The 16,476-nt window shown below is 67.3% G+C and carries 19 protein-coding genes; 12 read left to right on the top strand and 7 right to left on the bottom strand.

Features of this window, described 5'->3' with window-relative positions:
* Window positions 1-114 precede the first annotated feature (114 nt).
* Window positions 115-1,767: an ABC transporter ATP-binding protein gene (locus tag DBV14_RS18160; protein ID WP_124460654.1), complete on the top strand. Its 1,653-nt coding sequence runs from the start codon at window positions 115-117 to the stop codon at window positions 1,765-1,767.
* A gap of 50 nt (window positions 1,768-1,817) precedes the next feature.
* Window positions 1,818-2,270 (top strand): hypothetical protein, encoded by a 453-nt coding sequence (locus DBV14_RS18165; RefSeq protein ID WP_124460656.1) that lies wholly within the window; start codon window positions 1,818-1,820, stop codon window positions 2,268-2,270.
* Between the two features lie 17 nt (window positions 2,271-2,287).
* Here the strand turns inward: DBV14_RS18165 and DBV14_RS18170 are convergent, their stop codons facing one another.
* On the bottom strand, window positions 2,288-2,476 hold the full coding sequence (locus tag DBV14_RS18170) for a hypothetical protein (RefSeq protein ID WP_124460631.1): 189 nt from the start codon (window positions 2,474-2,476) through the stop codon (window positions 2,288-2,290).
* A 146-nt stretch (window positions 2,477-2,622) separates the two neighbouring features.
* Between DBV14_RS18170 and DBV14_RS18175 the strand changes: the two genes are divergently transcribed.
* Entirely contained in the window at window positions 2,623-3,003 is a 381-nt protein-coding gene (locus DBV14_RS18175) for a hypothetical protein (RefSeq protein WP_260397107.1), read from the top strand.
* Window positions 3,004-3,059: 56 nt separating this feature from the next.
* Here DBV14_RS18175 and DBV14_RS18180 read toward each other — a convergent pair whose 3' ends face one another.
* Complete coding sequence (locus DBV14_RS18180) at window positions 3,060-4,232, bottom strand: diguanylate cyclase (RefSeq protein ID WP_124460633.1); 1,173 nt, start codon at window positions 4,230-4,232, stop codon at window positions 3,060-3,062.
* A gap of 227 nt (window positions 4,233-4,459) precedes the next feature.
* Here DBV14_RS18180 and DBV14_RS18185 point away from each other — a divergent pair, with 227 nt between their 5' ends.
* Both DBV14_RS18185 and DBV14_RS33955 read left to right on the top strand, forming a co-directional pair.
* Window positions 4,460-4,723: a hypothetical protein gene (locus DBV14_RS18185; protein ID WP_124460635.1), complete on the top strand. Its 264-nt coding sequence runs from the start codon at window positions 4,460-4,462 to the stop codon at window positions 4,721-4,723.
* 297 nt (window positions 4,724-5,020) lie between these two features.
* Complete coding sequence (locus DBV14_RS33955; RefSeq protein WP_260397108.1) at window positions 5,021-5,146, top strand: hypothetical protein; 126 nt, start codon at window positions 5,021-5,023, stop codon at window positions 5,144-5,146.
* A gap of 15 nt (window positions 5,147-5,161) precedes the next feature.
* On the opposite strand, the gene DBV14_RS18190 is transcribed toward DBV14_RS33955, so the two are convergent.
* Window positions 5,162-5,554: a hypothetical protein gene (locus DBV14_RS18190; protein WP_124460637.1), complete on the bottom strand. Its 393-nt coding sequence runs from the start codon at window positions 5,552-5,554 to the stop codon at window positions 5,162-5,164.
* 182 nt (window positions 5,555-5,736) lie between these two features.
* On the opposite strand from DBV14_RS18190, the gene DBV14_RS18195 reads away from it, so the two are divergent.
* A complete protein-coding gene (locus DBV14_RS18195) occupies window positions 5,737-6,522 on the top strand; it encodes an alpha/beta fold hydrolase (protein ID WP_124460639.1) in 786 nt (261 codons plus the stop codon).
* Window positions 6,523-6,598: 76 nt separating this feature from the next.
* The gene (locus DBV14_RS18200; protein WP_260397109.1) at window positions 6,599-8,047 is read left to right on the top strand and encodes an HD domain-containing phosphohydrolase; all 1,449 of its coding nucleotides are present in this window, start codon (window positions 6,599-6,601) and stop codon (window positions 8,045-8,047) included.
* 18 nt (window positions 8,048-8,065) lie between these two features.
* Here DBV14_RS18200 and DBV14_RS18205 read toward each other — a convergent pair whose 3' ends face one another.
* Both DBV14_RS18205 and DBV14_RS18210 read right to left on the bottom strand, forming a co-directional pair.
* Window positions 8,066-9,862, bottom strand: a complete 1,797-nt coding sequence (locus DBV14_RS18205) for a cytochrome c biogenesis protein DipZ (protein WP_124460641.1) — start codon at window positions 9,860-9,862, stop codon at window positions 8,066-8,068.
* Between the two features lie 130 nt (window positions 9,863-9,992).
* The gene (locus DBV14_RS18210; protein ID WP_124460643.1) at window positions 9,993-11,390 is read right to left on the bottom strand and encodes an ATP-binding protein; all 1,398 of its coding nucleotides are present in this window, start codon (window positions 11,388-11,390) and stop codon (window positions 9,993-9,995) included.
* Between the two features lie 281 nt (window positions 11,391-11,671).
* Here DBV14_RS18210 and DBV14_RS18215 point away from each other — a divergent pair, with 281 nt between their 5' ends.
* Together DBV14_RS18215 and DBV14_RS18220 are read left to right on the top strand one after the other, a co-directional pair.
* Window positions 11,672-12,715, top strand: a complete 1,044-nt coding sequence (locus DBV14_RS18215; protein ID WP_185546057.1) for an alpha/beta fold hydrolase — start codon at window positions 11,672-11,674, stop codon at window positions 12,713-12,715.
* Window positions 12,716-12,771: 56 nt separating this feature from the next.
* A complete protein-coding gene (locus DBV14_RS18220) occupies window positions 12,772-13,197 on the top strand; it encodes an organic hydroperoxide resistance protein (RefSeq protein ID WP_124460644.1) in 426 nt (141 codons plus the stop codon).
* A gap of 5 nt (window positions 13,198-13,202) precedes the next feature.
* Here the strand turns inward: DBV14_RS18220 and tam are convergent, their stop codons facing one another.
* Window positions 13,203-14,003, bottom strand: a complete 801-nt coding sequence (tam, locus tag DBV14_RS18225) for a trans-aconitate 2-methyltransferase (protein WP_124460646.1) — start codon at window positions 14,001-14,003, stop codon at window positions 13,203-13,205.
* Window positions 14,004-14,098: 95 nt separating this feature from the next.
* On the opposite strand from tam, the gene DBV14_RS18230 reads away from it, so the two are divergent.
* From DBV14_RS18230 to DBV14_RS18240, 3 genes are all read left to right on the top strand, one after another.
* Window positions 14,099-15,007, top strand: coding sequence for a LysR family transcriptional regulator (locus tag DBV14_RS18230; protein ID WP_124460648.1), 909 nt, complete (start codon window positions 14,099-14,101; stop codon window positions 15,005-15,007).
* Window positions 15,008-15,166: 159 nt separating this feature from the next.
* The gene (locus DBV14_RS18235) at window positions 15,167-15,907 is read left to right on the top strand and encodes a response regulator (protein WP_124460650.1); all 741 of its coding nucleotides are present in this window, start codon (window positions 15,167-15,169) and stop codon (window positions 15,905-15,907) included.
* Between the two features lie 48 nt (window positions 15,908-15,955).
* The gene (locus DBV14_RS18240) at window positions 15,956-16,189 is read left to right on the top strand and encodes a DUF333 domain-containing protein (RefSeq protein WP_124460652.1); all 234 of its coding nucleotides are present in this window, start codon (window positions 15,956-15,958) and stop codon (window positions 16,187-16,189) included.
* A gap of 10 nt (window positions 16,190-16,199) precedes the next feature.
* Here the strand turns inward: DBV14_RS18240 and DBV14_RS33960 are convergent, their stop codons facing one another.
* The gene (locus DBV14_RS33960; RefSeq protein ID WP_260397110.1) at window positions 16,200-16,334 is read right to left on the bottom strand and encodes a hypothetical protein; all 135 of its coding nucleotides are present in this window, start codon (window positions 16,332-16,334) and stop codon (window positions 16,200-16,202) included.
* Window positions 16,335-16,476: the final 142 nt, after the last annotated feature.

Genomic DNA, 16,476 nt, shown 5'->3' on the forward strand with positions numbered 1-16,476 from the left:
CCCCGAATGAACCCGCACCCAAACAGCAGCGCCAAGAACAAAGACCAAGCAACCCGCACCCGCGCGCACGAAAAAACTGAGATGACCCTTTCGCCCCATTCCGTCGTGTCCGCAATGCCGGCAGCCCGAACGACAACGGCCACCCCGGTGCTCTCCGTTCGCGACCTCACCGTCGCACTGCCGAAGGGCGCGGACAGGCCCTTTGCCGTCAACCGCCTGTCGTTCGACGTGCATGCCGGGCGCACGGTCTGCCTTGTCGGTGAGTCCGGCTCCGGCAAGTCCGTCGTTGCGCAAACCGTCATGGGCCTCATGCCCGCTGCATTGAAGACCTCGGGTGGCTCGGTATTGCTCATGGGCGAAGAACTGCTCGGCGCCCCCGCCGCCCGCTTGCGGCAATTGCGGGGCGCATCGCTCGCCATGGTGTTCCAGGAGCCCATGACTGCGCTCAATCCCGTCATGCGGTGCGGTCTGCAAGTCGACGAGATGTTGAAGCAACACACCCGGCTCGGGGCGGCCGAGCGGCGGGCTCGCATCCTGGAGATTTTCGAGCGCGTCCACCTGCCGGACCCGCCCCGAATCTATGCGTCGTATCCGCACCAGCTTTCGGGTGGACAGCGGCAACGCATCGTCATTGCCATCGCGCTCATCCTGCGCCCGGCGCTGCTCATCTGCGACGAACCCACCACCGCGCTCGACGTGACCACCCAGGCCGGAATACTGTCGCTCATCCGTGAGATGCAGCAAGAGAACGGGACCGCGGTGCTGTTCATCACGCACGACTTCGGCGTCGTCGCCGACATTGCCGACGAAGTCGTCGTTCTTGCGCTGGGGAATCCCATCGAGCAGGGTGGCCGCGACCAGGTCCTGCGCACACCGCGCACCGCTTACACGCGGATGCTGCTGGCCGCCGTGCCTTCGCTGGTGCCGGCCACCCGGCCCGCTGTCGCCAGGGGCGTGCCGCTGCTCGACGTGCAGGCTATCGGCAAGACCTATCTTTCGGGTTCGTGGCCCGGCAAGCGGCGCGAGGTGCGGGCCGCCAGCGATGTGTCGTTGCAGCTGCACGCAGGCGAAACCATCGGCATCGTCGGGGAGTCCGGGTCGGGCAAATCGACGGTGGCGCGCTGCATCGCCCGGCTGATCGAGCCGACCGAAGGCCGGGTTCATGCCGGTAGTCGTGTCGGACAACCGGAAGGGTCAGAACGACCGGGAGGGCGAGGCGAACTGACCGCGTTCCGCCGGATGGTGCAGGTCGTGTTCCAGGACCCGTACCGCTCGCTGAATCCGCGCCAGACGGTGGGCGCTTCCATCGTGGAGGGGCCGGTCAACTTCGGTGTGCCGCGACGGGCCGCATGGCGCCGCGCGGAAGAGCTGATGGAGTGGGTGCGCATGAGGCCCGACGCGCTGGCCCGCTACCCCAGCGAATTTTCAGGTGGGCAGAGGCAGCGCATCTGCATCGCGCGCGCGCTGGCTTGCGAGCCCAGGGTGCTGATTGCCGACGAAGCCGTGTCCGCGCTCGACGTGTCGGTGCAGGAGCAGGTGTTGAAGCTGCTGGCCGATATCCAGCAGCGGCTGTCGATCGGCATTCTGTTCATCACGCACGATCTGCGGGTGGCCAGCCAGATCTGTGACCAGGTCATCGTCATGCAGCGGGGATGCGTGGTGGAGCAGGGCAGTGCGCAGCAGGTGCTGGTGGCGCCACGGCATGCGTACACGCAGGCATTGCTGGCCGCCGCGCCCGGGCAGGGCTACCGGTTCGGCGAGGGGTAGGGCGCTGGCGCTAAAGTCCGTGCTGCTTCAACTTGAAGGACAGCGTGACCATGAACACCCGGACCCGGCGGCTTGCATGCCTTCCGCTTTTGCTGCTCGCGGCCGCAGGCTCGGCATCCGCGGGCACGATCACGTGCGTTCCGGGCCCTGGCGCGGCGGCCGGCTCTTCTTCTCTGCACTGGGTTCGCAGGATATCGATCGACGAGCACTCGCGCACCGTGCTCATGGACACCGTGCGCGGCAAGACGAAAGAGGCCGAGACGACCGTGATCAAGATGAGGGCCGAGCTGGTGAGCATGGAAGAAACCCAGTCGGGAGAGCCCGTCTATGTCTTCAACTCCATTCCCGCCGCAGGCGTCGAGATGACGAATCTCTTCAGGCTGTTCAAGGCCGGCGAGTGGCGGCTGGCAAGCGCCGGCGTGATTTTCGTGAACAAGATGCCCGCGTTGCGGAGCGTCGAGCAAAGCGCGGTGTTCGACTGCAAGCGATCGGGCCTGGGCTGAAATGACGGCCGGGCCGGCTACTTCAGCAGGCGCCAGGCGACCAGCATGAGCACCGCGGCGCAGACCAACACCAGGAGCTTGATGCTCCAGTCCCAGTCGGCGCCAGGGGGCGGTGGGGGATCGCCAGCGCCGCTCCGTTGCCGGCGCCGTTCAGCGTCTTCTTCGGATTCCCGGTCCAGATACCAGTTGTCGTCTTGCAGGTCCATGGTGTCCTCGCATGCGCGGCAGCAGAAGCAGTCTACGCGGGGCGTGCAACATTTGGGAACGTTCTTCACAGTAGCGATGTGAGCGGTTGCCGGGGGCGGGGCGTTGTCTTCCCATCGGGAGTCTTTCCCGCCCTTCAGGAGACGAAGTGATAGCTGCCCATCAACATCGAACCATTCTCAAGCTTGCCGCGGCAGGCGCCATCGCTGTTGGCGCGCTCTGCGCCGCAGCCACGGCGAGCGCCGGCACCAGCTGGTCCATCGGTGTGAACGTGCCCGGTGTCGTGGTGAGCCAGCCCGCTCCGGTGTACTACGAGCCGGCGCCCGTTTATTCGCGGCCGGCGCCCATCTACTACCAGCCGGCGCCGCCTGTGCGCTACCAGCCGCCGACGTACTACGCGCCGGCCCCGGTCTACTACGACCGTGAATCCCGCTGGGAAGAGCGCCGTGCCGAGCGCCGCGAATGGCGTCGCCGCGAGTGGGCACGCGAGCACTATCGCCGCCATCACGAAGACCGCGACGACGATTGAGCCGGCGTTTCCCTCGTTCCGGGCCAAGCCTGTCGGGTCGTCAGGCCAGCCGGCCTTCAGGCCGTCGCGATCACGCGCCCGCGGCCCAGCGCCTTGGCGCGGTACAGCGCTTCATCGGCCTGCGCCAGCACCTCGTCGACGTCCTTGACGCCGTCGCTGGTCGCCACGCCGATGCTGACGGCGAAGGAGCCGACCGGGGCAAGCGGTGAATTCGCCGCCAGCGGCTCGTCGATGCTTTCCTTCAGGCGCGCCGCGATGGCCATGGCTTCGGCCATCGTGGTGTGCGGCAGCAGCACGACGAACTCTTCGCCGCCGTAGCGCCCGAGCACACCCTTCGTGCCGATCACGTGCTGCATGCGGCTGACCGCCTCGCGCAGCACCGCGTCGCCCATCTGGTGGCCGAAGCGGTCGTTGATGCTCTTGAAGTGGTCCAGGTCGACCATCAGCAGCGCCGCCGGCCGCCCCAGTGTTCCGTGGCTGGCCGCGAACTCGGCCAGGCAGGCATCGAGCAGGGCGCGCCGGTTCAGCACGCCCGTGAGCGGGTCGCGGGTGGCCAGGTATTCGAATTCGGTGTGCACGCGGTCGGTGGCCATCAGCACGACCGCAATCGACAGGAACAGCACGCTGAACGAATACATGGTGATGTAGAGCGACTGGATCCACGTCGCTTCCATGAGGTTGCTGCCGGCCATGCCCATGACCACCGACACGAAGCGCAGGCCCGCCACCAGCGACTGAGCGAGCAGCAGCCCGATCATCAGCCGCATGCCGTAGACCGGCACCTTGTGCCGCACGTAGAGCATGGCGTGAAAGAAGAACAGCAGCGTCACGGTGATGGTGACGATGGCCAGGCGCGTCTCGAAGTCGGGCTTGACGATGCCGAACCAGAACATGAGCACGCCCAGCAGCAGGTTCGCGGCCGTCCAGCCCCGGGTGTCGCTGCGGCCCAGCAAGAACTGCTGGCTGCCCGCGTAGTAGATGATGCCGGCCTGCAGCAGCACCATGTTCGCGATGACGATGGTGGCGAAGTCGGGCAGGAAGTCGCGCGCGGCAAACAGCAGGGTGCTCACGAAAGCGACCAGCGGCGCCTTGGACCATTCGCTCAGCCCCCTGATGCTGGACGGATAACTGCGGCGCATGAAGAACAGCACCAGCGCCATCATGATGCCCATCACGCCGGCCAGCAGGATGGTCGAGCGGGGATCGAAGAGCTGCGGCAGATAAGCCATGTTGATCGATGTGTTCGCGTCGCCAAAGGGGCGTGTGCCGCCTCCCAGGCGGGGCAAAAGATCTCGGTCGACGGCGTCTTGGGAAAGGCTGGAGGATATCGGCTCGCCGCGGGGACCGGTGGCTGGCGTGGCACCCCGCGAAGAGATTGAAGACAATCTTGAACTAATGTTAATACCTAGGAACTATTTCCTTGGGTGCCTGAGGAGCCAGACCTATCCTTGGGGCCATGAATGCAGCAGCACCGCAACAGCAACTCCTCGTCGAACTGCCGGACGGCTGGTCCAGCCGGATCGACATCAAGCAGACCACCAACGGCCGCTATGCGGGCGTCGCGGAGCTGAGCTTGCAGGGGCTGAAATGGGGCGTGCTGGTGTTCATGCAGCAGCCGTCGCTGGACGCCGCGCTGGCGCGTGTCCGCCTTCGGGCCAGCCAGTTCGCGCGGGAGCGGCTGTCGTTGATGGACGCCGAGTCACGCATGCTGCTCGACTGAAGGGGAAGGGGCGGAAATGAAAAAGCCCGCGGGAAGCGGGCTTTGGAATGTGGTCGTGAACTCTCACGCGGTCCACGGTTACGGCAAATGTTCAATTGCGGAAGCCACCTGTTATTTTTTTCGTCGCAGTGACTTCGACGCGCCGGTGTGAGATTCGGCTTGCCTGGCCAGGCAACACCCGGAGCGAATCCGGGCGAAGCGCGATTATAGCAGATAACCGCGAGTTGCCCGAAATTCGGCGCGTATGGCGTGTTTTGCTATCGCGCGCATGAAGATTGCCAAAACCGCCGGGGCCGCATGCGCGGCACCATGAATGCTCGTTGGCAAAAAGCACGGAAAAGCATCATGAAAACATTCAGGAAAGTCCTCGGCGGCGCCATCTCGGTGGCCGGTGCCGTGGTGATCGTGGCCCAGCACCTCTGAAGAAAGCCGGCTGCTTCAGGGCCGCGTGATCAGCGGCGACACGGGCACCACCGGCGGCGGCCGCTGCGGGTACACCGACGTGCCGAAGGTGTTGCCCATGCGGTGCCCCGTCGCCGCGCGGTTGAACAGGCCCAGCTGGTTCGACGGCCGCTGCGTGATCGCTTCCGAAGCCAGGCCGGGCGGCGTGCCGTCGGCTGAGCGTGGCGGCGCGGTGGGGCGCAGCTTCTGCGTGAGGCAGTCGTAAGAGGGCGTGCGCTCGCCGTTGACCACCACTTCCACGCAGGTGTCCGCGTTCGCGCCTGCATTCGCATCGCTCGCCTTGGCGGCCGGCGCGTCCTGGGCCACTGCCGCGCCGTGCAGGCCGAACGCCAGCAACGTCGCGGCGCCATACATCAAACCTACGCGCATCCTCGCACCTCATCGTTCAGGGAGTGGGCCGGCCGTAACGGCGGCTAACCCGTCAGTCTAGGCAGCGTGCAAGTCAGCTGCAAGACGGTGGCGCAGGCCCCGATCGGACATTCGTCCGATGGTGCGATCAGGCCCCCGCGCCCACAGTACGGGCTCTCCATCACTCCTGTTCGAAGCACCTCATGAAACACGCTCAACGCCTCAAGCTTTCCGTTGCCGCCCTTGCCGTCGGCCTGTCGTTTTCCGCCGTCGCCGTGGCGGCGGCACCCACGGCGGGCGATGCCGCCAGGCCCAGCGTGGTGATCGTCCACGGCGCCTTCGCCGACGGCTCCGACTGGGCCAAGGTGATTCCGCTGCTGCAGGCCAAGGGCCTGCACGTGGTGGCCGTGCAGAACCCGCTGACCTCGCTCGAGGACGACGTGGCCGCGGCCAAGCGGGCCATCGATGCGCAGCCCGGCAAGGTGGTGCTGGTCGGCCATTCGTGGGGCGGCTCGGTCATCACGGAAGCCGGCGCCAACGACAAGGTGTCGTCGCTGGTCTACGTTGCCGCCTTCGCGCCGGATGCCGGGCAGACCAGCGCCGAGCTCGGAAAAGACTATCCGCCGGCGCCCGGCTTCGCGCATATCGTGGCCGACGCTTCCGGTTTCCTGTCGCTCACGAAAGAGGGCATGACGAAGCACTTTGCGCAAGACCTGCCGGCCTCGGCCACCGCCGTGATGACGGCCACGCAGGGCCCGATCCTGGGCAAGTCCTTCGAGCAGAAGCTGAGCGTCGCGGCCTGGAAGACCAAGCCTTCGTGGTACCTGGCCACCAGCGCCGACCACATGATCCAGCCGGCGCTGCAGCTCGACATGGCGAAGAAGATCGGCGCGCACCTCACGCGCCTGAACGCCAGCCACGTGCCGCAGCAATCGCAGCCTGCCAAGGTGGCTGAGGTGATTCTGGACGCTGTGCGCCAATCGAAGTAAGGTGCAGCCCCGCGAGCCGGCCTCCGCAATTGCGGCCGGCTCGTTCTTCCCTGAGCTTTCTTGTTCCTGTTGTTCCGTGCAGCCTGCTTCCCCCATCCAGGTCTTCGACGCCATCCGTGCCATTGCATTCGTCGGCGATCTCAGCATGGGCCAGCCCATCGACCATTCGGTGCGCACCGCCTGGCTGGCGTCGCGGCTCGCCGCGTCCATTGGCCACGGCGCAGCCATGCAGGGCCACGTGGCCTGCGTGTCGCTGCTGCGCTGGTCGGGCTGCACCGCCAACGCGCCCGAGTTTGCCGACCTGATGGGCGACGACGTCGGCGGGCGCCGCACCATGCTGTCGACCGCGTCGGCCGGCATGGCGGCCGACTTTGCACGCTCGGTCGGCCCGCTGGCGGAAATCCATTGCGAAGTGTCCGGCGACATCGCGCGCACGCTGGGCATGCCGCCGGAGGTGGAGCTGCCGCTGCGCCACATCTTCGAGTCTTTCGATGGCCGCGGAAAGCCGCACGGGCTCGATGCCTCGCGCATTCCCGAGGCGGTGTTCATCGTCTGCATCGCGGGTGACCTCGAGATCTTCTCGCGCGTGCACGGCCTGAACAATGCACTGCGCTACATCGCCGAAAGGGCTGACGCGCGCTACCCGGCTTCGCTGGTCGAGGTGGTTCGCCAGCACGCGGTCGACTGGCTCCACGAACTGGAGCAGGGCGGGGCGGCCGAGCCGCAATTGCCGACCGCCGCGCTCCATGGTGCGACCACGCCGCTCGAACTGATCGCCGACGTCATCGACCTCAAGCTGCCGTGGATGACCGGCTTTTCGCGCCGCGTGGCCGATGCGGCCCTGCGCTGTGCGATTGAATTGGGCCTGGGTACCGCGCAGCAGCAAACGGTCTACCGCGCGGGGCTGGTCCACGGCATCGGCCGGGCCTCGGTGCCCAACACCGTGTGGGACGCTTCGGGCCCGCGCAGCGAGGCCGACATGGAGCGCCTGCGCCTCGTGCCCTACTGGACGGAGCGCGCCGCGCGCCGCATTGCCACCCTGCGCGCCGAGGCCGAGGTGGCGTCGTTCGTCGACGAGCGCCTCGATGGCTCGGGCTTCTTTCGCGGTGCGAAGGCAGCGGCCATCGAGATCGAAGGCCGCGTGCTCGCCGCCGCCGCGCACTGGGTGTCGTTGCGCACGGCCCGCCCCGGCAGGGCCGCGCTGTCCGAGGACGAAGCAGTGGCCGCCATGCGCGCGGAAGCAGAGGCCGGGCGGCTCGATGCCCAGGCCGTGGCCGCGCTCACCGGCCATCCGCAGCCATCGACAGAATCGCCATCGGCTGGCGACGCCGCCGCGCTTCTCTCGGGCCGCGAGGTCGAGGTGCTCGGCCGCATCAGCCTCGGCGAGAGCAACAAGGAAGCGGCCCGTTCGCTGGGCATCAGCCCCAGCACCGTGCGCGCGCACCTGGAAAACATCTTCCGCAAGCTCGGCTGCACGACGCGTGCCGCGGCCACGCTCAAGGCGCTGACGCTCGGTCTGCTCTGAGCCGCGCCGGCCTCGGGCTCAGCCGAAGGTGAAGGCATAGGCCTGCGCGCCGGCGTCGAGAAACTCGATCTCGAACAGCCTGTCTTGGCCATTCGCCGATTGGCGCACCAGCTGGTAGAGCCGCTGCGCGTCGACGGTTCCGTTGCCCTGCGCGTCGGTGTCGGCGCCGTGGTCCGACAGTGGCGGCTTGCCGTCCACCGTCACCCTGAAGCGCACCGGCTTTCCATCGGCCGACGGCCCAAGCACGAGGTGCAGGTCGCGCGCCTGGAAGCGATAGGCGACGCGTCCGCCGGCACGCGCCAGCACCGCGCGTTCGCCTTCGACGGTCCATTCGCCCGCCAGTGCCCACTGGTTGGTTCGCAGCGACCCGGGGCCCTGGTACTTGTGTGCATGGTCGCTTGCCAGGCCACCCGGCGAGGCAAAGTTGTGCGCGCGCTCGTAGCCGAGGTAGGTTTCGCCCGACAGCGCGGGCAGCGCATCGGCCGCGGCCTGCGTGCCTTCGCCTTGCGGCGACACCAGCTGGCCCGGCACATCCGCACGACCGCCTTCGGCCAGCAGTTGCTGGATGACCTGCTCGGCCTTGTCGTACCGGTTCTCGCCGAACTGGTGATGGCGGATGCGCCCCTGCGCATCGATGAAGTAGAAGGCCGGCCACGACTGGTTGTTGAAGGCGCGCCAGATCGCGTAGTTGCTGTCGACCGCTACCGGGAAGCCGATGCCCAGGTCTTTCGTGGCCCGATGCACGTTGGACGACAGCTTCTCGAATGCGAACTCGGGCGTGTGCACGCCGACGACCACCAGCCCCGCGTCCTTGTACTTTTCGGCCCACGCGCGAACGTAGGGCAGGGTGCGCAGGCAGTTGATGCACGAGTAGGTCCAGAAGTCGACCAGCACCACCTTGCCGCGCAGGCCCTGCGGTGTCAGCGGGGGCGAGTTGATCCACTCGGTCGCACCGGAAAGCTTGGGCAATTCGCCTTCCACGCCCAGCGACAACGCGGGGCTCTTCGGCTCCGCTTGCGCGGACGTCGGCACCAGGCCTGGCGCCAAGGAAGCAGGCGCCGGGTCGGCGGGCAAGGGCGACGGCTTCGGTGCACCGATCTTGTCGACCAGCGCCTGCTCCAGCGCAGACGTCGTACCGGCCGAGAGCTGGCTGAGCAACCCGGTGTCCAGCCCCAGCGCGATGGCGCCGACGCCCACCAGCACGGCCGCGCCCGCCGCACGCCGCACCCATTCGCCGGTGCGCAGCGAACCCTTCATCAGCGAGAACATGCGCCCACCGAAAAGCAGTGCAGCCGCCAGCGAGGTGCACGCACCCGCGGCATAGGCGAGCAGCAACAGCGAGGTGCCCACGCTCGCGCCGTTCAGCGCCGCGCCGGTCAGGATCAGCCCGAGGATCGGTCCCGCGCAAGGCGCCCACAGCAGCCCGGTGCCGACGCCCAGCAACAGCGGCGCGAACACCGAAGGGCGTGCCGCGGCGCCATCGGATTGCCGCTCCGACAACCGCATGCCGAGCGCCACCAGCGGCCGGCTCAGCCGGTCCGCCAGCGACGGAAACAGCAACGTGACGCCGAACACCGCCAGCAGCGCAATCGCCGCGTGGCGCCCGTACTCGTTCAGCGCCACCACCCAGCCACCGCCCACCGCCGCCAGCGTGGCAATGGCTGCAAAGGCCAGCGCCATGCCCAGCAGCAAGGGGAAGCCGTGCGAGCGGAATGGCCGGTCCGCGCGTGCGAACACGAAGGGAAGAACCGGCAGGATGCACGGGCTCAGGATGGTGAGCACGCCACCCAGGTAGGCAACAAGGAGCAGGAGCATGGTGGGCCTCGGCGGTGAACGAATGTAGGCATGAACGAAAGCGGCAGGGCGAGCAGGGTCTTCACGGCCTCGGTGGACGAGCCGCTTTCCAGGAAAATTCAGAGGGAGCGGAACGCCCGCCCGGCGCGGATCAGTCCGGTGGCATGGCGCGGATGTTCGTCAGGCTGAGCCGGGCTTCCAGCCCGCCTTCGCTGCGGTTGCGCAGCGACAGCTCCGCGCCCATGGCCATCGCGAGCTGGTGTGCGATGGCCAGGCCCAGGCCCGTGCCGCCGGTGCCCCGGTTGCGCGAGCCCTCCACGCGGTAGAAGGGCTTGAGCACGTTCTCCAGCTGGTCCGGCGGAATGCCGGGCCCGTTGTCGACCACGGCAAGCACCAGCGCGTCGGCCTGGGCATGCACCTGCAGCCGCACGTCGCTGCCGAAGTTCAGCGCGTTGTCGATCAGGTTCGCCAGGATGCGGCGCAGCGCGTTCGGCCGCGTCACGATGGGTTCACCCGCCCGGCCTTCCAGGCGCACCGCCTGCCCCGAGTCTTCGTAGTCGGCCACCATGCTTTCGAACAGCGCGTCGGCGTCGATGCGGCGGGCCGGCTCGGTGGCCCCATGCAGCGTGCGCGCATAGGTCACGCCTTCGCGCACCAGCGTGTGCATTGCATCGAGGTCTTGCCGAAACTTGTTGCGGTCGTGCTCGCTGTCCATCAGGTCGGTGCGCAGGCGCATGCGGGTAATGGGCGTCTGCAGGTCGTGCGAGATGGCCGCGAGTATTTCAACGCGCTCGGCCATGTAGCCCGAAATTCGCCGCTGCATGGCGTTGAAGGCGCGGGCCGCGTGCGCGACTTCGGTCGGCCCGTCTTCCTGCAGCTGATGCGCCTTCAGGTCGGGGCCCAGCTCGTCGGCGGCGGCTGCAAGATCGGCCAGCGGACGCGTCACCAGCCGCACGGCGAACCAGGCGCACAGCGCCAGCACCGCCAGCTGGACCACCAGCAGCCACATCACCCAGTGCGACACCGGCATGCCGACGCGCCTGGCATGCACCACCACCGAGCTGCCGTCGCTCAGCCGGACCTGGATCTGCAGTGCATCGGACGGCTGCGCCCCCTGGGCGACCTGCGCCACCTTGACGATCTCGAAGGGGCGCATCGCGTCGGCGATGGCCGTGGCGAACTCGCGCGCCAACGGAGACTGCGGCGCCGTGCCCTGCGCGCTGCCGCCCAGCACGAAGCGGTAGTTGCGCCGCTCCAGCCGTTCCAGCCAGCTCGGGCGCTCGTCGGCGGGCAGGCGGTCGAGTATGGCGACCGAGCTGGCGATGTCGCGTTCGATGCCGATCATCATCAGCTCGCGCAGCGCCATGTCGCGCTCGTAGCGAATCGCCGCGAAGGTCAGCAGCTGCGCAATCGCCAGGCCGATCACGATGACCAGCGTCACCCGGGCGAACAGCGAGCGCGGCACCGGCAGGCGGCGCCAGGCCGGTCGGTCGGGCGCCTGCGGGCCAAGGCTGGCGGGAAGGGCGTCGGGGTGGGCTGATGTGGGCATGGACTGGTTTATAGACCCGTGCCCGCCACCGGCGCCGCTTGTTTGTATTGCAGTGTGTTGAATCCCGCAAGCCGACATAGAACATTACCCGCGCGCCCGTCCGCCGCCGTTTTTGTATGCCCGTGTATCTCGCGGTGCCGGCATACACGGCCATACAAGAAGGCCCCTTCCAGGACACATCGCGAATACATGCCGCGAATCCAATGAGGCCATCGCCAGCCGGGCACCAGCCGGTGCGCCGGCGGCGAGACCACTCAACGCCTGTGAAGGAAGAAAAGCGCATGTCCGCACCACCACCCGTCAACCGTCAACGCCGCTTCTTGCTGGGAGGCGCCGCCGCGAGCCTCGCGGCCATCGAGCTGGCTTTCATGGGCGCAGCCCAGGCCGCGGAAACCCGGCCCGCCGGCTCGCCCGGCAAGCCGCCGAAGCTGGAGCCCATCCGCCAGGTCAAGGCCGGCGAGCTCGATGTCGGCTACTACGAGGCCGGCCCCATCGACGGCATTCCGGTGCTGCTGATGCACGGCTACCCCTACGACATTCACAGCTACGCCGAAGTGGCGCCGCTGCTGGCCGCCAAGGGCTGCCGCGTCATCGTGCCGCACCTGCGCGGCCATGGCAGCACGCGCTTCCTGGACAGCGCCAACCCGCGCTCCGCGCAGCAGGCGGCCGTGGCGCTCGACCAGATCGCACTGCTCGACGCGCTGGGCATCGACCGCGCCGTGATGGTCGGCTACGACTGGGGTGCGCGCACCGCCTGCATCGTCGCGGCGCTCTGGCCGCAGCGCTGCCTGGGGCTGTTGTCGGTCAACGGCTACATCATGACCAACCGCCCCGGCAACAAGCTGCCGCTGCCCGCCAAGGTCGAACTGGGCTGGTGGTACCAGTACTACTTCGCCACCGAGCGCGGCCGCCTCGGGCTGGAGGCCAACCGGCGCGACATTGCGCGCATCCTGTGGGCCACCAATTCACCGAAGTGGCATTGCGACGACGCCACCTTCGAGCGCAGCGCCGCGTCGTTCGACAACCCGGACTACGTGAACATCGTGATTCACAACTACCGCTGGCGCCTGGGGCTCGCGGAGGGCTTCGCCCCCTATGAAGAGCTCGAAAAGCGGCTCGCCACCTTCCCGACGATCGGCGTTCCCACCATCACCATGGACGGCGACTCCGACGGCGTGGTGCCCGCCACCGACGGCAAGGCCTACGCCGCCAAGTTCATCGGGCCGCGCACGCACATCGTCGTGAACGCCGGCCACAACGTGCCGCAAGAAACGCCCCAGGTGTTTGCCGATGCGGTGTGGAAGCTCGCGTCCGCGCGCGGCTGAAGCCTTTTTTCTTTTTGCTTTCCCAAACCACCCTGACCCACTCCAAAGGAATCACCATGACCATGAAGCTCGACAAAGTGCTCTACACCGCCTCCACCCACACCACCGGCGGCCGCGAAGGCGCGGGCAAGTCCAGCGACGGCGCCATCGACGTCAAGCTCAGCTCGCCCGGCTCGGGCAAGCCCGGCACCAACCCCGAGCAGCTGTTCGGCATCGGCTACTCGGCCTGCTTCATCGGCGCGATGAAGCTCGCCGGCGGACGGCTCGGCATCAAGGTGCCCGACGACCTGTCGGTCGATGCCAGCGTGTCGCTCGGCAAGACCGAAGGCGACGTGGCCTATGCGCTGGCCGTGAAGCTGGCCATCACGCTGCCGGGGCTCGACGCCGCGCAGAAGCAACAGCTGGTGGACGGCGCCCACCAGACCTGCCCTTATTCGAATGCGACGCGGGGCAACATCGAGGTCGAGTTCTCGATCCTCTGATCGCGTCAGCGAACCGCGACGATGAACAGCCGCGGAAAAGGCAGCAGCACCGTGCCGTCGTCCAGCGCGGGATAGGCCTTCGCGATCTCGGCCTGGTACTGCGTGATGAATGCGGCTTTTTCTTCCGCGTCCAGCCGCGCCAGGTAGGGCAACAGCGCCGAGCCCTTGAACCATTCCACCACCGCCGCGGCGCCGGCGAGCGGGTGGAAATAGGTGGTGCGCCAGACATCCACCTGGCCGGCATGCGACCGCAGCAGCGCGTAGTAGTACGCCGCGCTGTGCCGCGCCGGGTGCTTCACGTCGCCGATCTTCGCGGCCCAGCGCGCCGATGCCGCGACTTCGCGCGCCAGCCGGTGCGCGGGCTCTTCGAGGTTGTCGGGTGTCTGGATTGCCAGCGTGCCGCCGGGCGCCAGCCTGCTCGCCAGGCGCGGGTACAGCGAGGCATGGTCCGGCAGCCATTGCAGCGAGGCGTTTGCCAGGATCACGTCGAAGGCCTGCGGCGGGTTCCAGCGCTCGATGTCCGACACTTCGAAGCCGATGCCCGGCAGGCGCTTTCGCGCGGCCGAAACCATGTCCGCGGAACTGTCCATGCCGGTGACCGCCGCACCGGGAAAGCGCCGCGCAAGCACCTCGGTGGAATTGCCCGGGCCGCAGCCCAGGTCGACGGCCAGCCGAACGTTGGTGGAGGGAATCGCCGCCACAAGGTCGCGGACCGGCCGCGTGCGTTCGTTCTCGAAGGCGGTGTATTGCCTGGCGGACCAGTCGCCGCTGGTGGCCTGTGGGGCAGGGGAGGGAGATGCGGTCATCGGGGTATTTCCTGGTGTGTGGGCCGCCAGTTTGCGCATTGGCATGCGCTACGTAAAATGAATTTATTTCGGCCATTCATTCATTTATCTAATCGATGAAGATCGACATCCTGGGCATACAGGCCTTCGTCGCCATTGCGGAGCGCGGCAGCTTCCAGGCCGCGGCCGACCACCTCAGCGTGACGCAGACCGCCATCACCCAGCGGTTGCGCAAGCTCGAAGAGTTCCTGGGCGTGGCGCTGGTCGAGCGAACCACGCGCTCCGTCGGCCTGTCGACCATCGGCCAGAATTTCTTGCCGCAGGCGCGCCGCCAACTCATCGAGCTCACCGACGCCTTGCTGGAGATCCGCGAAACCGGCAAGGCCGAACGCGGCGATGTATCCATTGCCTGCGTGCCGACCGCGGGCGTGCAGTTCCTGCCGAAGATCATGCGGGCCTACTCGGCGCGCTATCCGAAGAACCGCATCAAGGTCCTCGACCACTCCACTTCGGCCGTGACCGATGCGGTGCTGCACCGCGAAGTCGAGTTCGGCATCGGCATGTCGGGCTCGCACCCGCCTGAGCTGTCGAGCGTGCCGCTGCTGGAAGACAAGTACGTGCTGATCTGCCACCGGAGCCATCCGCTGGCCAAGCGCCGCAAGATCGCGTGGCGGCAGCTGAAAGACGTTCCGCTGATCTTCGCGGGGCAGGTCAACGGCAACCGCGACTTGCTCGATGTCGCCCTCGACAAAAGCGCACTCGGGCTGCAGACTTTTTACGAAGTGCAGCGCAGCTCGACAGCGGTGGGCCTCGTCGCCCAGCAGGTGGCCGCCGCGGTCGTGCCGAGGCTGGCGGTGCAGGCTGGTGCGTACCCCGACATCCGCACCGTGGAACTCGTCGAGCCGGTCGTGTCGCGCACGCTGGTGCTGATGGTCCGCAAGACCGCGCAGCTCTCGCCGGCGGCACAGGCGCTGTACGACATGATCAAGGCGCAGGCATCGTCGTCGTCGCGCAAAGGCGCATAAGCGCAGGCGTCGCTGCATGCGAAGTGGCGTGTGCCCGAGCAACGTACTGTGGCTCGCGGGGCCGCCAGATACACAGGCATACAAACCCGCTTGTTCCATGCGTCAACCGGCATACATTGCGGCTACCGCGCCATCTGGCGCCCGACCGATTTCATCGCCATGACATCCAAGACTTCCGACCACATCCTCATCGTCGACGACGACCGGGAAATCCGCGAGCTGCTGAGCACCTACCTCGTCAAGAACGGCCTGCGCGTGGTGGCGGTGCCCACGGGCCGGCACATGCGCGCGGCGTTGGAAGAGTCGGGGCCGTTCGACCTGATCATTCTCGACCTGATGCTGCCGGGCGAAGACGGGCTGACGCTGTGCCGCGACCTGCGCACGGGCAAGTTCAAGGCCACGCCGATCCTGATGCTCACGGCCCGCAGCGAGGAGGCCGACCGCATCCTGGGCCTGGAGATGGGCGCCGACGATTACCTGGCCAAGCCTTTTTCGGCCCGCGAGTTGCTGGCGCGCATGCGCGCGGTGTTGCGCCGCACGCGCATGCTGCCGCCGAACATGCGCTCGACCGAGGCGGCGTCGAAGCTGGCGTTCGGCGAGTGGCAGGTGGACACGACGGCGCGGCACCTGCTGGACGACAGCGGCACGATGGTGGCATTGAGCGGCGCGGAGTACCGGCTGCTGCGCGTGTTTCTGGATCATCCGCAGAAGGTGTTGAGCCGTGACCAGTTGCTGAGCTTGACGCAGGGCCGCGAGGCGGAGTTGTTCGAGCGGTCGATCGACCTGCTGGTGAGCCGGTTGCGCCAGCGTCTGCGAGACGACGCACGCGAGCCGCGTTATATCAAGACGGTGCGCAGCGAGGGTTATGTGTTCGCCTCGGCGGTCGAGGCGCTGGACTGAGGCGCTGAGTTCATGCGCTGAATGCAGGCGCGGGCCTACACTCGCGAAATGATCAAAGCTCTGTCGTTGTCATTGGGCGTTCTGTTCGTCACGGCCTGCGCGCAGCCGGAGCCGCCAAGGGCCGTGGGCATGGCGAACCCGGCGTCGGTGTATTGCCAGAGCCTCGGCGGCAAGGCACTGCCGAGATCGAACGAGAAGGGGCAGTACAGCATTTGCCAGCTCCCGGATGGCACGCAGATCGAAGAGTGGGAGCTCTTTCGCCGTGACCATCCTGTGAAGTAGGCCGGCTTGACTATTGCGGCTTGCGGGTACGTTTGCGCAGGTCGTCGGACTGTCGTGTGGAGATGCTGTGGCAACTCACGGGGTTGCGGACCTCGTGAGCGATGCCTCCTGCTAGGAAGAGCAGGGCGAACCAGATCTTCTTCATTTCACTGACTCCTTTGGTTTTGTTGCTTGGCCTTCGGGTGCGGGGTCCTTCAGGGCGCGTGCGACTGACACCGGGTACTTCCCTCCGCGAATGTCCCCCGCTTCGCTCCTCCTTTATTTCGCTGCGGGAAGCACCCGATGCC

This window comes from Variovorax sp. KBW07, from assembly GCF_003852515.1.
GTDB lineage: Bacteria > Pseudomonadota > Gammaproteobacteria > Burkholderiales > Burkholderiaceae_C > Variovorax.

Excerpts from the sequence above, each read along its gene's own strand:
- DBV14_RS18190 (WP_124460637.1), bottom strand. The coding sequence starts at position 5,554 with ATGCGCGTAGGTTTGATGTATGGCGCCGCGACGTTGCTGGCGTTCGGC.
- DBV14_RS18220 (WP_124460644.1), top strand. The coding sequence starts at position 12,772 with ATGACCATGAAGCTCGACAAAGTGCTCTACACCGCCTCCACCCACACC.
- DBV14_RS33960 (WP_260397110.1), bottom strand. The coding sequence starts at position 16,334 with ATGAAGAAGATCTGGTTCGCCCTGCTCTTCCTAGCAGGAGGCATCGCT.
- DBV14_RS33955 (WP_260397108.1), top strand. The coding sequence starts at position 5,021 with ATGCGCGGCACCATGAATGCTCGTTGGCAAAAAGCACGGAAAAGCATC.
- DBV14_RS18215 (WP_185546057.1), top strand. The coding sequence starts at position 11,672 with ATGTCCGCACCACCACCCGTCAACCGTCAACGCCGCTTCTTGCTGGGA.
- DBV14_RS18205 (WP_124460641.1), bottom strand. The coding sequence starts at position 9,862 with ATGCTCCTGCTCCTTGTTGCCTACCTGGGTGGCGTGCTCACCATCCTG.
- DBV14_RS18170 (WP_124460631.1), bottom strand. The coding sequence starts at position 2,476 with ATGGACCTGCAAGACGACAACTGGTATCTGGACCGGGAATCCGAAGAA.
- DBV14_RS18180 (WP_124460633.1), bottom strand. The coding sequence starts at position 4,232 with ATGGCTTATCTGCCGCAGCTCTTCGATCCCCGCTCGACCATCCTGCTG.
- DBV14_RS18160 (WP_124460654.1), top strand. The coding sequence starts at position 115 with ATGCCGGCAGCCCGAACGACAACGGCCACCCCGGTGCTCTCCGTTCGC.
- DBV14_RS18210 (WP_124460643.1), bottom strand. The coding sequence starts at position 11,390 with ATGCCCACATCAGCCCACCCCGACGCCCTTCCCGCCAGCCTTGGCCCG.
- DBV14_RS18195 (WP_124460639.1), top strand. The coding sequence starts at position 5,737 with ATGAAACACGCTCAACGCCTCAAGCTTTCCGTTGCCGCCCTTGCCGTC.
- DBV14_RS18240 (WP_124460652.1), top strand. The coding sequence starts at position 15,956 with ATGATCAAAGCTCTGTCGTTGTCATTGGGCGTTCTGTTCGTCACGGCC.
- DBV14_RS18165 (WP_124460656.1), top strand. The coding sequence starts at position 1,818 with ATGAACACCCGGACCCGGCGGCTTGCATGCCTTCCGCTTTTGCTGCTC.
- DBV14_RS18185 (WP_124460635.1), top strand. The coding sequence starts at position 4,460 with ATGAATGCAGCAGCACCGCAACAGCAACTCCTCGTCGAACTGCCGGAC.
- DBV14_RS18235 (WP_124460650.1), top strand. The coding sequence starts at position 15,167 with ATGACATCCAAGACTTCCGACCACATCCTCATCGTCGACGACGACCGG.
- tam (WP_124460646.1), bottom strand. The coding sequence starts at position 14,003 with ATGACCGCATCTCCCTCCCCTGCCCCACAGGCCACCAGCGGCGACTGG.
- DBV14_RS18230 (WP_124460648.1), top strand. The coding sequence starts at position 14,099 with ATGAAGATCGACATCCTGGGCATACAGGCCTTCGTCGCCATTGCGGAG.